The sequence below is a fragment of the Variovorax sp. S12S4 genome (assembly GCF_023195515.1).
GTDB lineage: Bacteria > Pseudomonadota > Gammaproteobacteria > Burkholderiales > Burkholderiaceae_C > Variovorax.
Genome location: NZ_JALPKR020000002.1, coordinates 4,374,587 through 4,390,149, shown reverse-complemented (window position 1 = coordinate 4,390,149; position 15,563 = coordinate 4,374,587). Strand labels below are relative to the sequence as shown.

At 64.4% G+C, this 15,563-nt stretch carries 9 protein-coding genes and 1 pseudogene; 2 read left to right on the top strand and 8 right to left on the bottom strand.

The features are described from left to right. Positions 1–18: 18 nt before the first annotated feature. From M0765_RS21595 to M0765_RS21585, 3 genes are all read right to left on the bottom strand, one after another. Positions 19–2,895 (bottom strand): 2-oxoglutarate dehydrogenase E1 component, encoded by a 2,877-nt coding sequence (locus M0765_RS21595; RefSeq protein ID WP_258505837.1) that lies wholly within the window; start codon positions 2,893–2,895, stop codon positions 19–21. 178 nt (positions 2,896–3,073) lie between these two features. Then, positions 3,074–5,026, bottom strand: a complete 1,953-nt coding sequence (locus tag M0765_RS21590) for a propionate--CoA ligase (RefSeq protein WP_258508382.1) — start codon at positions 5,024–5,026, stop codon at positions 3,074–3,076. A 125-nt stretch (positions 5,027–5,151) separates the two neighbouring features. After that, positions 5,152–5,754, bottom strand: a complete 603-nt coding sequence (locus tag M0765_RS21585; RefSeq protein ID WP_258505836.1) for an isochorismatase family protein — start codon at positions 5,752–5,754, stop codon at positions 5,152–5,154. 75 nt (positions 5,755–5,829) lie between these two features. Between M0765_RS21585 and M0765_RS21580 the strand changes: the two genes are divergently transcribed. Further along, positions 5,830–6,636: an alpha/beta fold hydrolase gene (locus tag M0765_RS21580; RefSeq protein WP_258505835.1), complete on the top strand. Its 807-nt coding sequence runs from the start codon at positions 5,830–5,832 to the stop codon at positions 6,634–6,636. Between the two features lie 9 nt (positions 6,637–6,645). Here the strand turns inward: M0765_RS21580 and M0765_RS21575 are convergent. Continuing rightward, a pseudogene (locus M0765_RS21575) lies at positions 6,646–7,742 on the bottom strand (PQQ-dependent sugar dehydrogenase). Positions 7,743–8,016: 274 nt separating this feature from the next. On the opposite strand from M0765_RS21575, the gene M0765_RS21570 reads away from it, so the two are divergent. After that, the gene (locus tag M0765_RS21570) at positions 8,017–8,601 is read left to right on the top strand and encodes a C40 family peptidase (RefSeq protein ID WP_258505834.1); all 585 of its coding nucleotides are present in this window, start codon (positions 8,017–8,019) and stop codon (positions 8,599–8,601) included. Between the two features lie 98 nt (positions 8,602–8,699). On the opposite strand, the gene lpdA is transcribed toward M0765_RS21570, so the two are convergent. Genes lpdA through aceE form a run of 4 tightly spaced genes read right to left on the bottom strand, consistent with a single transcriptional unit; the run spans position 8,700 to position 15,560 of the window. Further along, positions 8,700–10,523, bottom strand: a complete 1,824-nt coding sequence (gene lpdA / locus M0765_RS21565) for a dihydrolipoyl dehydrogenase (RefSeq protein ID WP_258505833.1) — start codon at positions 10,521–10,523, stop codon at positions 8,700–8,702. Then, a complete protein-coding gene (locus M0765_RS21560) occupies positions 10,520–11,113 on the bottom strand; it encodes an MFS transporter (RefSeq protein ID WP_258505832.1) in 594 nt (197 codons plus the stop codon). The genes lpdA and M0765_RS21560 overlap by 4 nt, the downstream gene beginning before the upstream one ends. Further along, a complete protein-coding gene (gene aceF / locus M0765_RS21555; protein ID WP_258505831.1) occupies positions 11,110–12,792 on the bottom strand; it encodes a dihydrolipoyllysine-residue acetyltransferase in 1,683 nt (560 codons plus the stop codon). Before aceF ends, M0765_RS21560 begins: the two co-directional genes overlap by 4 nt. Before the next feature lie 53 nt (positions 12,793–12,845). Further along, positions 12,846–15,560, bottom strand: a complete 2,715-nt coding sequence (aceE, locus tag M0765_RS21550; RefSeq protein ID WP_258505830.1) for a pyruvate dehydrogenase (acetyl-transferring), homodimeric type — start codon at positions 15,558–15,560, stop codon at positions 12,846–12,848. Positions 15,561–15,563 lie beyond the last annotated feature (3 nt).

Here is a 15,563-nt window from a genome sequence, read left to right as displayed (position 1 = left end):
GTGAAAAGAGGCTTTTGATTACTTGGTCAGCACGAAGCCCTTGAGCTTGCCAAATGCGCCATCGACCAGCGCCTTCTGCTGTTCCTGGTGCAGGTGCGAGTAGCCGACCGCTGGCGATGCCGACGCGGCACGGCCGGAGTAGCCGAGCTTCTGGCCTTCCTGCATGTTTTCGTGGATGTAGTGCTGCACGAAGAACCAGGCACCCTGGTTCTGCGGCTCGTCCTGGCACCAGACCACGTCGACGAGATTCGGGTACTTCTTGATCTCGGCGGCAAAGGCCTTGTGCGGGAACGGATAGAGCTGCTCGACGCGGATGATGGCCACGTCGTCGTTGCCCTGCTCTTCGCGCTTCTTGGACAGGTCGTAGTAGACCTTGCCCGAGCACGCGATCAGGCGCTTGACCTTCTCCGCCTTCAGGCCCTTGCTGTCGGGAATGACCGTCTGGAAGCTGCCCTTGGTGAACTCGGACAGCGGCGACGTTGCATCCTTGTTGCGCAGCAGCGACTTGGGCGTGAGGATGACCAGCGGCTTGCGCAGGTTGCGCACCATCTGGCGGCGCAGCACGTGGAAGATCTGGCTGGCCGTGGTCGGCTGCACCACCTGCATGTTGGTGTCCGCGCTCAGCTGCATGAAGCGCTCCAGGCGTGCCGAGCTGTGCTCGGGGCCCTGGCCTTCGTAGCCGTGCGGCAGCATCATGGTCAGGCCGTTCACGCGGCCCCACTTCACTTCGCCCGAGGCGATGAACTGGTCGATCACCACTTGCGCGCCGTTCACGAAGTCCCCGAACTGGGCTTCCCAGATAACGAGCGTGTTGGGGTCGTTCGAGGCGTAGCCGTATTCGAACGCGAGCACGGCTTCTTCCGACAGGATGGAGTCGATGACGACGAACGGTGCCTGGTTTTCAGCCACGTTCTGCAGCGGCGTGTAGGTGCCTTCGTCGAACTTCTCGCGGTTTTGGTCGTGCAGCACGGCGTGGCGGTGCGTGAACGTGCCACGGCCGCAGTCTTCGCCCGACAGGCGAACCGGGTAGCCGCTGGCCACCAGCGAGGCAAACGCCATGTGCTCGCCCATGCCCCAGTCGACGTTCACGTCGCCGCGGCCCATGGCGGCGCGGTCGTCCAGCACCTTCTTCACGAGCGGGTGCACCGTGAAGCCGGCCGGCACCGTGGTGATCTTCTCGGCCAGGCGCTTCCACTCGCTGGACGGAATGGCCGTGTCGCCGGCGTCGGTCCACTTCTTGTTGAGGTAAGGGCTCCAGTCGACCGCGTACTTGCTCTTGAAGTTGGTGAGCACCGGGTCGATGGTGTTCTTGCCTTCGTCGAAGGCGGCACGCTGCGCCTTGACCATGTCGTCGCCGAGCGTGTCGCCAAGGCCCTGAGCGGCCAGCTTGTCGGCGTACAGCTTGCGCGTGCCGGGGTGCTGGGCGATCTTCTTGTACATGAGCGGCTGCGTGAGCGAGGGGGTGTCCTGCTCGTTGTGGCCCAGCTTGCGGAAGCAGACGATGTCCACGACCACGTCCTTCTGGAACTCCATGCGGAATTCAAGGGCGAGCTGGGTTGCCAGCACCACGGCTTCCGGGTCGTCGCCGTTCACGTGCAGCACCGGCGCCTCGATCATCTTGACGATGTCCGAGCAATACAGCGTCGAGCGGCTGTCGCGCGGGTCGCTGGTGGTGAAGCCGATCTGGTTGTTGATGACGATGTGCACCGTGCCGCCGGTGAAGTAGCCGCGCGTTTCCGCCAGCGCCAGCGTTTCCATCACCACGCCCTGGCCCGCGAAGGCCGCGTCGCCGTGCACCAGCACTGGCAGCACCTGCTTGCCCTGCGGGTCGGCGCGGCGGTCCATGCGCGAACGCACGGAGCCTTCGACCACGGGGTTCACAATTTCAAGGTGCGAGGGGTTGAACGCAAGGCTCAGGTGCACCGGGCCGCCGGGGGTGGTCACGTCCGAGCTGAAGCCCTGGTGGTACTTGACGTCGCCACTCGGCAGGTCTTCAGGGGCGGTGTGGTCGAACTCGGCGAACAGGTCGGCCGGCAGCTTGCCCAGCGAATTGACCAGCACATTCAGGCGACCGCGGTGGGCCATGCCGATCACGATTTCCTGCACGCCCTTGATGCCGGCCTGGTTGATGAGCTCGTCCATCGAGACGATGAAGCTCTCGCCGCCTTCGAGCGAAAAGCGCTTCTGGCCCACGTACTTGGTGTGCAGGAAGCGCTCGAGGCCTTCGGCCGCGGTCAGGCGGTTCAGCACGTGCTTCTTCTGCTCGGCCGTCAGCTTGGGGTTGGTGCGGGCGCTTTCGAGCTTTTGCTGCCACCAGCGCTTGTGGTTCTGGTCGGTGGTGTACATGTACTCGGCGCCCATGGTGCCGCAGTACGTTTCACGCAGGGCATTGAGCAGGTCGCGCAGCGACATGGTCTCTTTGCCGAAGAAGGTGTTGCTGGTGTTGAACACCGTCTCGAGGTCGGCGTCGGTAAAGCCGTAGAACGAGGGCTCGAGTTCCGGAATGGCCGGGCGCTCGGCGCGCTTGAGGGGGTCGAGGTCGGCCCAGCGGGCGCCGACATTGCGGTAGGCGGCAATCAGCTGCTGGACGGCGGTGCGCTTGCGGCCGAGTTCGGAGTCTGCGCCGCTGGCCTGGACCACGCGGGTGGTGCCCTGCTTGGCACGCTCGGCAAAGGCGTTGATGACCGGCTGGTGCGGCACGTCGCGCGCATTGGTGCCGTCGACGGCGGGTACGTTCTGCAGCGCGTCGAAATACGAGCGCCAGTTGTCAGGCACGCTGCCAGGGTTGGCAAGGTAGTTTTCGTACATCTCCTCGACATAGGGCGCATTGCCGCCGAAGAGGTAGGTGTTGCCTTGATAGGCGGTGTACGCCGATGGCGTAGATGAATCGCTCATATTCCGCTGACCTTCGCTTCCCTGAAGGAAGCACTAGCTGGTTAAGAAACCTTCCGCGACACGGCTGAACCGGTTGGCGGATGCGACTGTGGCTGGGGAAGGGCCTGAGTACCTTGGCATTGTGCCACGTCAGACATATGACGGCTCGGCGCAACTTCGCAAGATAGGCCTTGCTCATTCAGTCAGAAGAAAGTAGTTGTTTGATCTGCTGCAGCGTGGCGGGGTCGTCGATGGTGGTCAGGTCGCCCGGGTCGCGCTGCTCGCACACGGCCTGGATGGCCCGCCGCAGCAGCTTGCCGCTGCGGGTTTTGGGCAGCCCGTTCACAAAGCGCACGCGCGCCGGCCGTGCCAGTGCGCCGAGCTGGTCGGCCACCACTTTCATGATCTCGCCCTCGAGCTTCAGCGCCGCATCGGCATTGGTAACCGCCCCGCCGTCCCGGGGAACGACAAACGCCATGGCCACCTGCCCCTTGAGCGCGTCGGCCACGCCGACCACCGCCACCTCGGCCACGCCTGCGTGGCCCGAGATGCTTTCCTCGATCTCGCGCGTGCCGAGGCGGTGGCCGGCCACGTTGATCACGTCGTCGGTGCGGCCGAGGATGTAGAAGTAGCCGTCTTCGTCGCGAATGCCCCAGTCGAAGGTCGAATAGACCATCTTGTCGGGTATGGATTTCCAATAGGTGTCGACGAAGCGCTTGTCGTCTTTCCACACGGTTTGCATGAAGCCCGGCGGCGTAGGGCCTTCGATCACGACCACGCCCTTCTCGTTGGCGCCGGTCAGCTCCTCGCCGGTGGACTCGTGCAGGATCTTCACGCGAAAGCCGTACATCGGCACGCCGGGGCTGCCAAACTTGCTCGGCTTTTTCTCGACGCCGTTGGCAATGGTGATGATCGGCCAGCCAGATTCGGTCTGCCAATAGTTGTCGATGATCGGCACGCCCAGTCCGTCGGCAATCCACCGCGCGGTGGGCTCGTCGAGCGGTTCGCCCGCCAGGAACAGCGCGCGCAGGCTCGACAGGTCGTACTTTTTCAGCAGCGCCGGGTCTTGCTTCTTGAGCACGCGCACCGCGGTGGGCGCGCTGAACATCACCGTCACCTTGTACTTTTCGACCAGGCGCCACCAGATGCCGCCGTCGGGCTGCTTGTCGATGCCCTGCGTGGGCAGGCCCTCGTACATCAGGGTGGCCATGCCGCCGATCAGCGGCCCGTAGACGATGTAGCTATGCCCCACCACCCAGCCGATGTCGCTGGTCGAAAAATAGGTTTCGCCCGGCCGTCCGTCAAAGATGTGCTTCATGCTGGCGGCCAGCGCCACCGCGTAGCCGCCGACATCGCGCTGCACGCCCTTCGGCTTGCCGGTGGTGCCGCTCGTATAAATGGTGTAGCTGATGTCGGTAGCGGCCAGCCAGGTGCACGGCACCTCGGTGCCGCCGTGCTTCAGGTTCAGCTCGGCAGCCAGATGGTCGCGGCCGGCGGTGAGCGTCATGGGGGCCAGGCCGCGATCGGTCAGCAGCACGGCCGCCGGCTTGTGCTTCGAAATCCGGATGGCCTCGTCGAGCAGCGGCTTGTACGCAATGACCTTGCCGCCGCGCGAGCCGGCATCGGCGCTCACCACCACCTTGGGTTCTGCGTCCTCGATGCGCGCCGCCAGCGAGCCGCTGGCAAAGCCGCCGAAAACCACGCAATGGATCGCGCCGATCCGCGCACACGCCAGCATGGCGAACGCGGCTTCCGGGATCATCGGCATATAGATGAGCACCCGGTCACCCTTGCCCACTCCCAACTCGACCAGGCTGGCCGCGGTGCGCTGCACCTCGGCGTGCAGTTCGCGGAAGCTGTAGGTTCTTTCAGTGCCGGTTTCGGTCGACACGAAGATCAACGCGGGTTGGTCTCCACGTGCGGCCAGGTGCCGGTCGACCGCGTTGTGGCACAGGTTGGTGGTTCCACCCACGAACCAGCGGGCAAATGGCGGCTGGCTGGCGTCCAAAACCTGGACCGGCGGCGTCTTCCAATCGATCAGCCTGGCCTGCTCGGCCCAGAACGCCTCCGGCGCATCCACCGACTGGCGATAGAACTCTTCGTAGCGGCTCATCTGCGATGTCTCCTGGTTATGGAAATCAGTTCCGGCGATCAGCGCCGCCTAAAACTGAATTCATAATTATGGAGATCGATCTTGCAGCAAGCTGACGCGCCGGACAATCAGGTGTCGCCCGCGTCGCCCCGGCCCCGGCGCGCTCGGGGCCGAACGCAAAGTCGTTATCGAATGATCTTCAGCAGCTCGGGGAATGCCGGGTGCTCGGCCGTGCGCAGCCACTCGAACCCGACCATCTCGGTGGTCACCAGTTCGGCGCCCGCGCCGGCCAACCGGTCGAAGGCCGCGTCGCGATTGCGCTCGGTGCGAGAGCTGCAGGCGTCGGTCACCACCCAAACTTCGAATTCGTCTTCCAGCAGATCGAGTGCGGTCTGCAGCAGGCACACATGCGCCTCGCAGCCGGCAACCACGATGGTGTTGCGCTCTTCGGCTGCGGCAGCAGGCTTCTGCAGGTGCTTCGGCAGGCTGCGGGCATTGCCCTGCGGTGCCTTTGGCGGCACGCGCAGCCATTCGCCAAGCCCCTCCTCCATGCCGCTGAAATGCATCTTGGGCAAGGTTCGCTGGTACAGCGCGCGAATGTCGGGCACGGTTTCGCCAAGCTTCGACGGGTTGTGCTCGGTGCCCCAGACCGGCACCTCGAGCAGGCGCGCCATCTTGCCCAGGCGCACGGCGTTCTGCGACACGGCATCGGCCTCGAAGATCGCAGGCATCAGTTGCGCCTGGTAGTCGATCAGCACGAGTTGGGATTGCGAGGCGTCGAGCAGCATGAACTGATTCTTTCAGATGAAAATTGATTGGGCTAGACCGTACCACCGAAAAGCCGTGCACCTAGACTCCGCTGGATGCGGATCTTTTACTGGCGCCTTTCGGCGCGGCGCCCTCTCTTGCTGCTGAGTTTTTGCGCCGTGCTCCTGGTCTCCGGCTGCGGCGGCATGCGAACGGCCAACACGCCGCTGGAGAGCACGCTCGAAAAGAGCAGCTGCACGTCGAACGCGGACACGCTGCTGGTGCTGCTGCCCGGCGCCTATTCGCACCCGAACGAATTCACGCGCGAAGGTTTCGTCAAGGCACTGGGCGACAACAGGCTTGCGGTGGACGCCATGCTGGTCGATGCGCACCTCGGCTATTACAACAACAAGACCATTCTCGACCGACTGAGCAAGGACGTGATGGCACCGGCACGCAGCAAGGGCTACAAGTCGATCTGGATCGTCGGCATTTCCGTCGGCGGTTTCGGTGGGCTGCTCTATGCGCAAACCCACCCCGGCGAACTGGCCGGCCTGGTGGCCATCGCGCCTTATCTGGGGGAACGCGCGCTCAGCCTGGACATCGCCAATGCAGGCGGCGTGGCCCGCTGGACCGGGCCGCTGGACGCTCCGCCAGGCAGCGACCCGCGAACGCCGAGCGAAACGCAGCTTTGGCAATGGCTGCGCGGCTACGTCGGCCACAGCGCCACGTTCGGCGCGCGCCCGCCGCTTTACCTGGGCTATGGCATCGACGACCGCTTTGCCTTCAGCCACCGGCTGCTGGCCGCGGCGCTGCCGGAGGGCCGCGTGTTCACGACCGAGGGCGGCCATGACTGGCCCGAGTGGATGCGGCTCTGGCGCCGCATGCTGCCCACGCTGCCTCTGCCGGGCTGCCCCGGCTGAAGAGCAAACTCAATTCGGCCGCAGGCGCAGCAGCTTGCCGTCGGATTCGTCGGTCAGCACATAGAGCAAACCGTCCGGCCCCTGCTTCACGTCGCGAATGCGTGCCCTGCCGTCGGCCAGGAGCTTGTGCTCGGCAGCCACTTTGCCGTCCTTCAGTTCGATGCGGTCGAGGTAGCCGAACTTGAGCGACCCGACGAACAGGTTGCCCTTCCACGCTGCGCCATAGCGGTCGCTGGTCAGAAACGTCATGCCCGATGGCGCAATCGACGGCACCCAGTAGTGCAGCGGCTGCTCCAGGCCGTCCTTGGAGGTGAGGCCGTCGCCGATCTTGCCGCCGCCGTAGTTTTCGCCATAGGTGATCACCGGCCAGCCGTAGTTGCGGCCGGCCTGCGGCACATTGATTTCGTCGCCGCCTTGCGGACCATGCTCCGTCATCCAGAAACGGCCATCGGGCGCAAGCGCCGCGCCTTGGCCATTGCGGTGGCCGTAGCTCCAGATCTCGGGCAGCGCACCCGCCCTGCCGACGAACGGGTTGTCCTTGGGCACGGTTCCATCCTTTGCGATGCGCACGACCTTCCCGATATGGCTGTCGAGCTTCTGCGCGTCTTCCTTGCGGCTGTATCGGTCGCCGAGCGTGAGAAACAGCGTGCCGTCTCGCGCCTCGACGATGCGGCAGCCGAAGTGGTTGCGGCTGGCCACCTTGGGTTGCTGGCTGAAGATGATGCGCAGGTTCTCCAGCTTCGCGCCGTCTTCAGAAAGCTGTGCGCGTGCCAGCGCAGTACCGTTGGCCGAGCCCCCTGCCTGGGGTTCGGAAAAACAGAAGTACAGCGTGCGGTTCTTTTCGAAGCCTGAATCCGCCAGCACGTCGAGCAGGCCACCCTGGCCGCCGGCCGCAATCGCGGGCAGCCCGGTCACCGGGGGCTGATTTTTCCGTCCGCGGCAATCACCCGCAAACGACCGGCTCGCTCGGTCACCGCGAACCGGCCATCCGACAAGAAGGCAACGCCCCATGGATTCTCGAGACCTGACGAAATGGTCTCAGGGCGTATCTGCGCTACAACGGTGCCCGCGAACGCCAACCCCGCCAAAACAGCTGCGCGGCCCATAGGCCGAAAGTTCGATCCAATTTGCAGATTCATGAATTTTGCGGGAAGTTGGAGCGTTGTTGCGGGATTTTGTCGATCAAACACGATCCATTGGCCGATTCACCTTTGGGGCGAAGGTTCATTTGCGGGCAATCGCTTATGGTTCATAAAGGTCCGCCGTTACATTTTTTCTTCAGCCGAATCGAAAAATTTCAAGCAAATCAATCATTTGGAGATACATTCGCCAATTCAGATGAGGTTGACATAACCGCGCGTCATCAATATCCTACGCGCCATGCGTTTTTTCGTCCTACCCGCTTCCCTCCTGTTTGCCGTCGCCGTCCAGGCCGCTCCTCAACAGGACCGAACCGATGACGAACTGGCCCGCCTCCTTGCCGACAAGGGCCTGATCGGACAACTTCAGCAGGTTCGCCAAACCGTCACCGAACGGACTTCCGATCTGGTGGTTACCGCCATCGGCTTCCTTGGCGTTCCATATCGCCGTGGCGGCAACTCGGCGGAATCAGGCTTCGATTGCAGCGGCTTCGTTCGCGCCATGTACAACCAGACGGTCGGCCACCTGCTGCCCCGCCGTGCCGAAGAACAAGCCGCCGCCACCGAAAAGATCGACCGCAGCCAGCTCAAGCCCGGCGATCTCGTTTTCTTCAACACCATGCGCCGCGCCTTCAGCCATGTCGGCATCTATGTCGGCGAAGGCAAGTTCATCCATTCGCCGCGCACGGGCGCCCAGGTGCGGGTGGAAGACATGAACGGCAGCTACTGGAGCCGCCGCTTCGACGGAGCCCGCCGCGTGCTTGGCGGCGCGCCCAATGAAGAGGTCAAGGCCGCGGCCACCGCCGCGACCCGCTCCGGCGACTGATCCGCCCGCCCTTCAAGGCCATAAAAAAATCCCGCCGCGGCGGGATTTTTGTGTCCGCTCCGATTATCCGGAGCGGCTCAACCGGCTCAATCGACTCGTCAGGCCTTCTTTGCCGGCGGCAGGTCGGTACAGGTACCGTGCGCCACCTCGGCCGCCATGCCGATGCTTTCGCCCAGGGTCGGGTGCGGGTGAATGGTCTTGCCGATGTCGATCTCGTCGGCGCCCATTTCAATGGCCAGCGCAATTTCGCCGAGCATGTCGCCGGCGTGCGTGCCCACGATGCCGCCGCCGAGGATGCGGTGCGTCTCGGCATCGAACAGCAGCTTGGTGAAGCCCTCGTCGCGGCCATTCGCAATGGCGCGGCCCGAAGCGCTCCACGGGAAGTGGCCCTTCTTGATCTTGATGCCTTCAGCCTTGGCCTGGTCTTCCGTGAGGCCGACCCATGCCACCTCCGGGTCGGTGTAGGCCACGCTCGGGATCACCCGGGCATTGAAGGCGGCGCTCGAAAGCTCCTTGTCGCCCTTCTGCTCACCGGCAATCACCTCGGCCGCCACGTGCGCCTCGTGCACCGCCTTGTGCGCCAGCATGGGTTGGCCCACGATGTCGCCGATGGCGAAGATGTGGGGCACGTTGGTGCGCATCTGGATATCGACCGGAATGAAGCCGCGGTCGCTCACCGCCACGCCCGCCTTCTCGGCGCCGATCTTCTTGCCGTTGGGGCTGCGGCCCACGGCCTGCAGCACCAGGTCGTACACCTGCGGTTCCTTCGGTGCGTTCTCGCCTTCGAAGGTGACCTTGATGCCCTCTTTCGTGGCTTCGGCGCCGACAGTCTTGGTCTTGAGCATGATGTTGTCGAAGCGCGGCGCATTCATCTTCTGCCACACCTTGACCAGGTCGCGGTCGGCGCCCTGCATCAGTCCGTCGAGCATTTCGACCACGTCGAGGCGCGCGCCCAGCGTCGAATACACCGTACCCATCTCCAGGCCGATGATGCCGCCGCCCAGGATCAGCATGCGCTTGGGATCCGTGCCCATTTCGAGCGCGCCGGTGGAGTCGACCACGCGCGGGTCGTTCTTCGGCATGAACGGCAGGCTCACGGCCTGCGAACCGGCCGCGATGATGGCGTTGCGGAACTTGACGGTCTGCTTCTTGCCGGTGGTGTCCCAGCTGGTGCCGGACGTCTCGTCCACTTCCAGGTGGTAGGGGTCGATGAAGTTGCCGACGCCGCGCAGCACCGTCACCTTGCGCATCTTGGCCATGGCCGTGAGGCCGCCGGTGAGCTTGCCCACCACCTTGTTCTTGTGGCCGAGCAGCTTGGCGCGGTCGACCGTGGGCGCGGCAAAGCTCACGCCCAGGTCGGCGAAGTGCTTGACCTCGTCCATGACCGACGCAACATGCAGCAATGCCTTCGACGGAATGCAGCCCACGTTCAGGCACACGCCGCCCAGCGTGGCATAGCGCTCGATCAGCACCACCTTCAGGCCGAGGTCGGCAGCGCGGAATGCGGCCGAATAGCCGCCAGGGCCGGCGCCGAGCACGACAACGTCGCACTCGACATCGACCTTGCCACCGTAGGTGGAAGCGGCGGGCGCTGCGGCCGGCGCGGGTGCCGGAGCCGCCTTGGGAGCGGGCGCCGCGGCGGCTGGCGCAGGAGCGGCTGCTGCGGGCGCGGGCGCTGCGGCACCGTCCACCTCCAGCGTCAGCACCACGGAGCCTTCCTTGACCTTGTCGCCCACCTTGACGGCGAGCGACTTCACCACGCCGGCGGCCGACGATGGGATTTCCATCGAGGCCTTGTCCGACTCGACCGTGATCAGCGACTGCTCGGCCTTGACCGTGTCGCCGACGTTGACCAGCACCTCGATGACCGCGACTTCGTCGAAGTCGCCGATGTCCGGCACCTTGATTTGTTGTTCGCTCATTTGGACACTTTCAGTTTGAGTGTGAGAACGTCGACCGGTGGGGCCGAATTGCGATCGAATTCGCAGGCGGCGGCAATTCCCGCCTCCGCCACGTCGCGCGAGGTGCGCGACTTCATGTCGTAGGCCGCGTGCATGGCGCCAAGTGCAAAGCTGCGCCCCGAGCCAATGGCCCAGAACTGCTTGAACTCGAAGACCTCGCGGTAGCTGTAGATGCCATAGATGCCGCTGGCATTCGCCATCAGCATCGTGAACTGGCTCGACTCGTAGGGCTCGTGCTCGTCTTCCTTGGTCTGCATGAAGAACGAGTCCTTGAGCACCGGGTGCAGCAGCGTGAAGGTGCGGAAGATCTCGTGCTTGCTGCCGAACAGCAGCGCCTCGCGCGGCTGCGCGGCCAGCGCATGCTGCAGCACCAGGAAGTGCGCAGCAGCCCCGGCCACGGCAAAGAGGCTCTGCCCCGCCGCATCGTCGATGGTGAAGATCTTCTGGTTCGCCTCGGCGCGGTGCGAGAGCCGCGTGTCGCCGAAGGTCACCAGGGAATCCGCCACCATCGCAACCTGGCCGCCTTTGCGGACGGCCACTACCGTGGTCATAGCAGGATTCGGCGATAGTCCGCGAGCACCTGGCCCAGGTAGGCGTTGAAGCGCGCAGCCAGGGCACCATCGATCACGCGGTGGTCGTAGGACAGCGACAGCGGCAGCGTCAGGCGCGGCACAAACTGCTTGCCGTCCCACACCGGCTTCATCTGGCCCTTGGAGAGGCCGAGGATGGCCACTTCGGGGGCGTTGATGATGGGCGTGAAATGCGTGCCGCCGATGCCGCCGAGCGAGCTGATCGAGAAGCAGCCGCCCTGCATGTCGGCCGAGCCGAGCTTGCCGTCGCGCGCCTTCTTGGCGAGCTCGCCCATTTCGGCGCTGATCTGCAGGATGCCCTTCTTGTCCGCATCCTTCAGCACCGGCACTACGAGCCCGTTGGGCGTGTCGGCCGCAAAGCCGATGTTGTAGTACTGCTTGTAGACGAGCTGGTCGCCGTCGAGGCTGGCGTTGAAGTCAGGGAACTTCTTGAGCGCCGCAACCACCGCCTTGATCACGAAGGCGAGCATCGTGACCTTGATGCCCGACTTTTCGTTTTCCTTGTTGGTGGAGACGCGGAAGGCTTCGAGCTCGGTGATGTCGGCTTCGTCGTTGTTGGTGACGTGCGGAATCATCACCCAGTTGCGGTGCAGGTTGGCACCGCTGAGCTTCTTGATGCGCGACAGGTCCTTGCGCTCGACCGCACCGAACTTCGCGAAGTCGACCTTGGGCCACGGAATGAGGCCCAGTGCCGCGCCGTCCGCGCTGCCGCCACCGGCGGGTGCCTTGGCTGCGGATGCCTTCGTGCTGGCCTGGCCGCTCATCACGGCCTTGGTGAAGCTCTGGACGTCTTCCTGGGTGATGCGGCCCTTGGGACCGGAGCCCTTGACCTCTTCGAGCGGCACGCCGAGTTCGCGGGCGAACTTGCGCACCGAGGGGGACGCATGCGGCAGCTTGCCGGTGGGCGCCACAGTGGGTTCGTGCGGTGCCGGTGCGGGTGCACCCTCACCCCGGCCCTCTCCCGCAGGGGCGGGAGGGGGGGAGGAAACCGGAGCAGCTGCCGAGGCCGGACTGGCTCCCTCGCCCCTCTGGGGAGAGGGTTGGGGTGAGGGGCTGGCGGCCGCCGAGCCTTCCAGCACGGCAATCAGGTCACCGATATTGACCGTATCGCCCACCTTGACCTTGAGTTCCTTGAGCACGCCCGCAGCCGACGACGGAATTTCCATCGAGGCCTTGTCCGATTCGACGGTGATGAGCGACTGGTCGGCCGCGATCGTGTCGCCGGGTTTCACCAGCAACTCGATGACCGCGACATCCTTGAAATCGCCGATGTCGGGCACCTTGATCTCGATGGGACCCGAAGCCGCAGGCGCGGCAGCCGGAGCAGGCGCCGCGGCTGCGGGCGCCGGGGCGGCAGCCGCAGGAGCCGGAGCCGCTGCAGGCGCCGGTGCAGCGGCAGCACCTTCGGCCTCGAGCACGAGGACCACGGAGCCCTCTTTCACCTTTCCGCCGACCTCGACCTTGATTTCCTTCACCACACCGGCGGTCGACGACGGAATTTCCATCGACGCCTTGTCCGATTCGACGGTGATCAGCGACTGCTCGGCCTTGACCGTGTCGCCCACCTTCACAAGCACCTCGATCACCGCGACTTCATCGAAATCGCCGATGTCCGGCACCTTCACTTCCACTGCTGCCATATCGTTCGTCTCCCGCCGTGAGGCGCCGTTCGTTCGTTGGTTGTTGTTGATGTTCAGGCGTAAAGCGGGTTGACCTTGTCGACATTGATGCCGTACTTCTTGATCGCTTCCACCACCTTGGCTACGGGCACGGTGCCATCTTCGCTCAACGCCTTGAGCGCGGCCACCACGATGTAGTGGCGGTTGATCTCGAAGTGCTCGCGCAGCTTGTTGCGGAAGTCGCTGCGGCCGAAGCCGTCGGTGCCCAGCACCTTGTAGTTGCGGCCCTTCGGAATGAAGGGACGGATCTGCTCCGCGTAGGCCTTCATGTAGTCGGTCGACGCGATCACCGGGCCTGCGGTAGGCGCGAGTTGCTCGGCCACGAAGGGCACGCGCGGCGTCTGGTCCGGGTGCAGCAGGTTCCAGCGGTCGGCGTCCTGGCCGTCGCGCGTCAGCTCGTTGAAGCTCGGGCAGCTCCACACCGAGGCGGACACGCCCCAATCCTTCTCGAGCAGCTCTTGCGCGGCAAAGCTTTCGCGCAGGATGGTGCCGCTGCCCAGCAGCTGCACCGTGGGTGCCTTGGCCTTGAGCGCGGGGCCCTGCTTCGACAGGTACATGCCCTTGATGATCTGCTCTTCGGTGCCGGGCTGCAGGCCGGGCATCGCGTAGTTCTCGTTGAGCAGCGTCAGGTAGTAATAGACGTTGTCCTGCTTCTCGACCATGCGCTTGAGGCCATGGTGCAGGATCACGCCCACTTCGTGCGCGAAGGTCGGGTCGTAGCTCACGCAGTTGGGAATGGTGTTGGCCAGGATGTGGCTATGGCCATCTTCGTGCTGCAGGCCTTCGCCGTTGAGCGTGGTGCGCCCCGACGTGCCGCCCAGCAGGAAGCCGCGCGCCTGCATGTCGCCGGCCGCCCAGGCCAGGTCGCCGATGCGCTGGAAGCCGAACATCGAGTAGTACACGTAGAACGGCACCATGATGCGGTTGTTGGTGCTGTACGAGGTGGCCGCGGCAATCCAGCTGGACATGCCGCCCGCTTCGTTGATACCTTCCTGCAGGATCTGGCCGGCCTTGTCTTCCTTGTAGTACATGACCTGGTCCTTGTCGACCGGGGTGTACTGCTGGCCAGCAGGGTTGTAGATGCCGATCTGGCGGAACAACCCTTCCATGCCGAAGGTGCGCGCTTCGTCCACAAGAATCGGAACGACGCGCGGGCCCAGCGCCTTGTCGCGCAAGAGCTGCGTCAAGAAGCGCACGTAGGCCTGCGTGGTCGAGATCTCGCGGCCTTCGGCCGTGGGTTCCATCACCGACTTGAAGGTGTCGAGCGAAGGCACCGTGAAGCTTTCATCGGCCTTGGTGCGGCGGTGCGGCAGGTAGCCGCCGAGGGCCTTGCGGCGCTCATGCAGGTACTTCATTTCCGGCGTGTCGTCGGCCGGCTTGTAGAACGGCAGGTCCGCAATCTTGCTGTCCGGAATCGGAATATTGAAGCGGTCGCGGAAGGCCATGATGTCCTCGTCGCTGAGCTTCTTCGTCTGGTGGACGTTGTTCTTGCCTTCGCCGATCTTGCCCATGCCGAAGCCCTTGACCGTCTTGATCAGGAGCACCGTGGGCTGGCCCTTGTGCTTCACGGCCGCGTCGAAGGCCGCGTAGACCTTTTGCGAATCGTGGCCGCCGCGGCGCAGCTGCCAGATGTCGTCGTCGCTCATCTTGGACACCATTTCGAGCGTGCGCGGATCGCGGCCGAAGAAGTGCTTGCGAACGTAGGCGCCGTCATTGGCCTTGAAGGCCTGGTAGTCGCCGTCGTTGGTCTCCATCATGATCTTGCGCAGCGCCCCGTCCTTGTCGCGCGCCAAGAGCGGATCCCAGTTGCTGCCCCAGATCAGCTTGATGACGTTCCAGCCCGAGCCGCGGAATTCGCCTTCGAGCTCCTGGATGATCTTGCCGTTGCCGCGCACCGGGCCGTCCAGGCGCTGCAGGTTGCAGTTGATGACGAAGATCAGGTTGTCGAGGCCCTCGCGCGCGGCCAGGCCGATGGCGCCCAGCGATTCGACTTCGTCCATTTCGCCGTCGCCGCAGAACACCCAGACCTTGCGGTTCTCGGTGTTGGCAATGCCGCGGGCATGCAGGTACTTGAGAAAGCGGGCCTGGTAGATAGCCATCAGCGGGCCGAGGCCCATCGACACGGTCGGGAACTGCCAGAACTCGGGCATCAGCTTCGGATGCGGGTAGCTCGACAGGCCCTTGCCGTCGACTTCCTGGCGGAAGTTGAGCAGCTGCTCTTCGGTCAGGCGGCCTTCCAGGTAGGCGCGGGCATAGATGCCGGGCGACACGTGGCCCTGGATGTACAGGCAGTCGCCACCGTGGTTTTCGCTCTCGGCGTGCCAGAAGTGGTTGAAGCCGGCACCGAACATGTTGGCCAGCGAGGCGAAGGAGCCGATGTGGCCGCCCAGGTCGCCGCCTTCGGGCGGATGATGGCGGTTGGCCTTGACCACCATGGCCATGGCGTTCCATCGCATGTAGGCGCGCAGGCGCTCTTCGATCTCGAGGTTGCCGGGGCAACGCTCTTCCTGGTCGGGTTCCAGGGTGTTGACGTAGGCAGTGTTGGCCGAGAAAGGCTTGTCGATGCTGTGCTGCCGCGCATGCTCGAGCAACTGCTCTAGAAGGAAGTGAGCCCGCTCAGGCCCCTCGCTCTGAATAACGGAGGACAGTGCATCCATCCATTCACGGGTCTCCTGGGCGTCCGCGTCGTTCGCGGCCGAGCCGAACAGGTTCTCGGGATTTGCCGACATGCT

Coding starts and splice junctions, on each gene's coding strand:
- aceE (WP_258505830.1), bottom strand. CDS start 15,560: ATGTCGGCAAATCCCGAGAACCTGTTCGGCTCGGCCGCGAACGACGCG.
- M0765_RS21580 (WP_258505835.1), top strand. CDS start 5,830: ATGCGGATCTTTTACTGGCGCCTTTCGGCGCGGCGCCCTCTCTTGCTG.
- lpdA (WP_258505833.1), bottom strand. CDS start 10,523: ATGAGCGAACAACAAATCAAGGTGCCGGACATCGGCGACTTCGACGAA.
- M0765_RS21570 (WP_258505834.1), top strand. CDS start 8,017: ATGCGTTTTTTCGTCCTACCCGCTTCCCTCCTGTTTGCCGTCGCCGTC.
- M0765_RS21595 (WP_258505837.1), bottom strand. CDS start 2,895: ATGAGCGATTCATCTACGCCATCGGCGTACACCGCCTATCAAGGCAAC.
- M0765_RS21560 (WP_258505832.1), bottom strand. CDS start 11,113: ATGACCACGGTAGTGGCCGTCCGCAAAGGCGGCCAGGTTGCGATGGTG.
- aceF (WP_258505831.1), bottom strand. CDS start 12,792: ATGGCAGCAGTGGAAGTGAAGGTGCCGGACATCGGCGATTTCGATGAA.
- M0765_RS21585 (WP_258505836.1), bottom strand. CDS start 5,754: ATGCTGCTCGACGCCTCGCAATCCCAACTCGTGCTGATCGACTACCAG.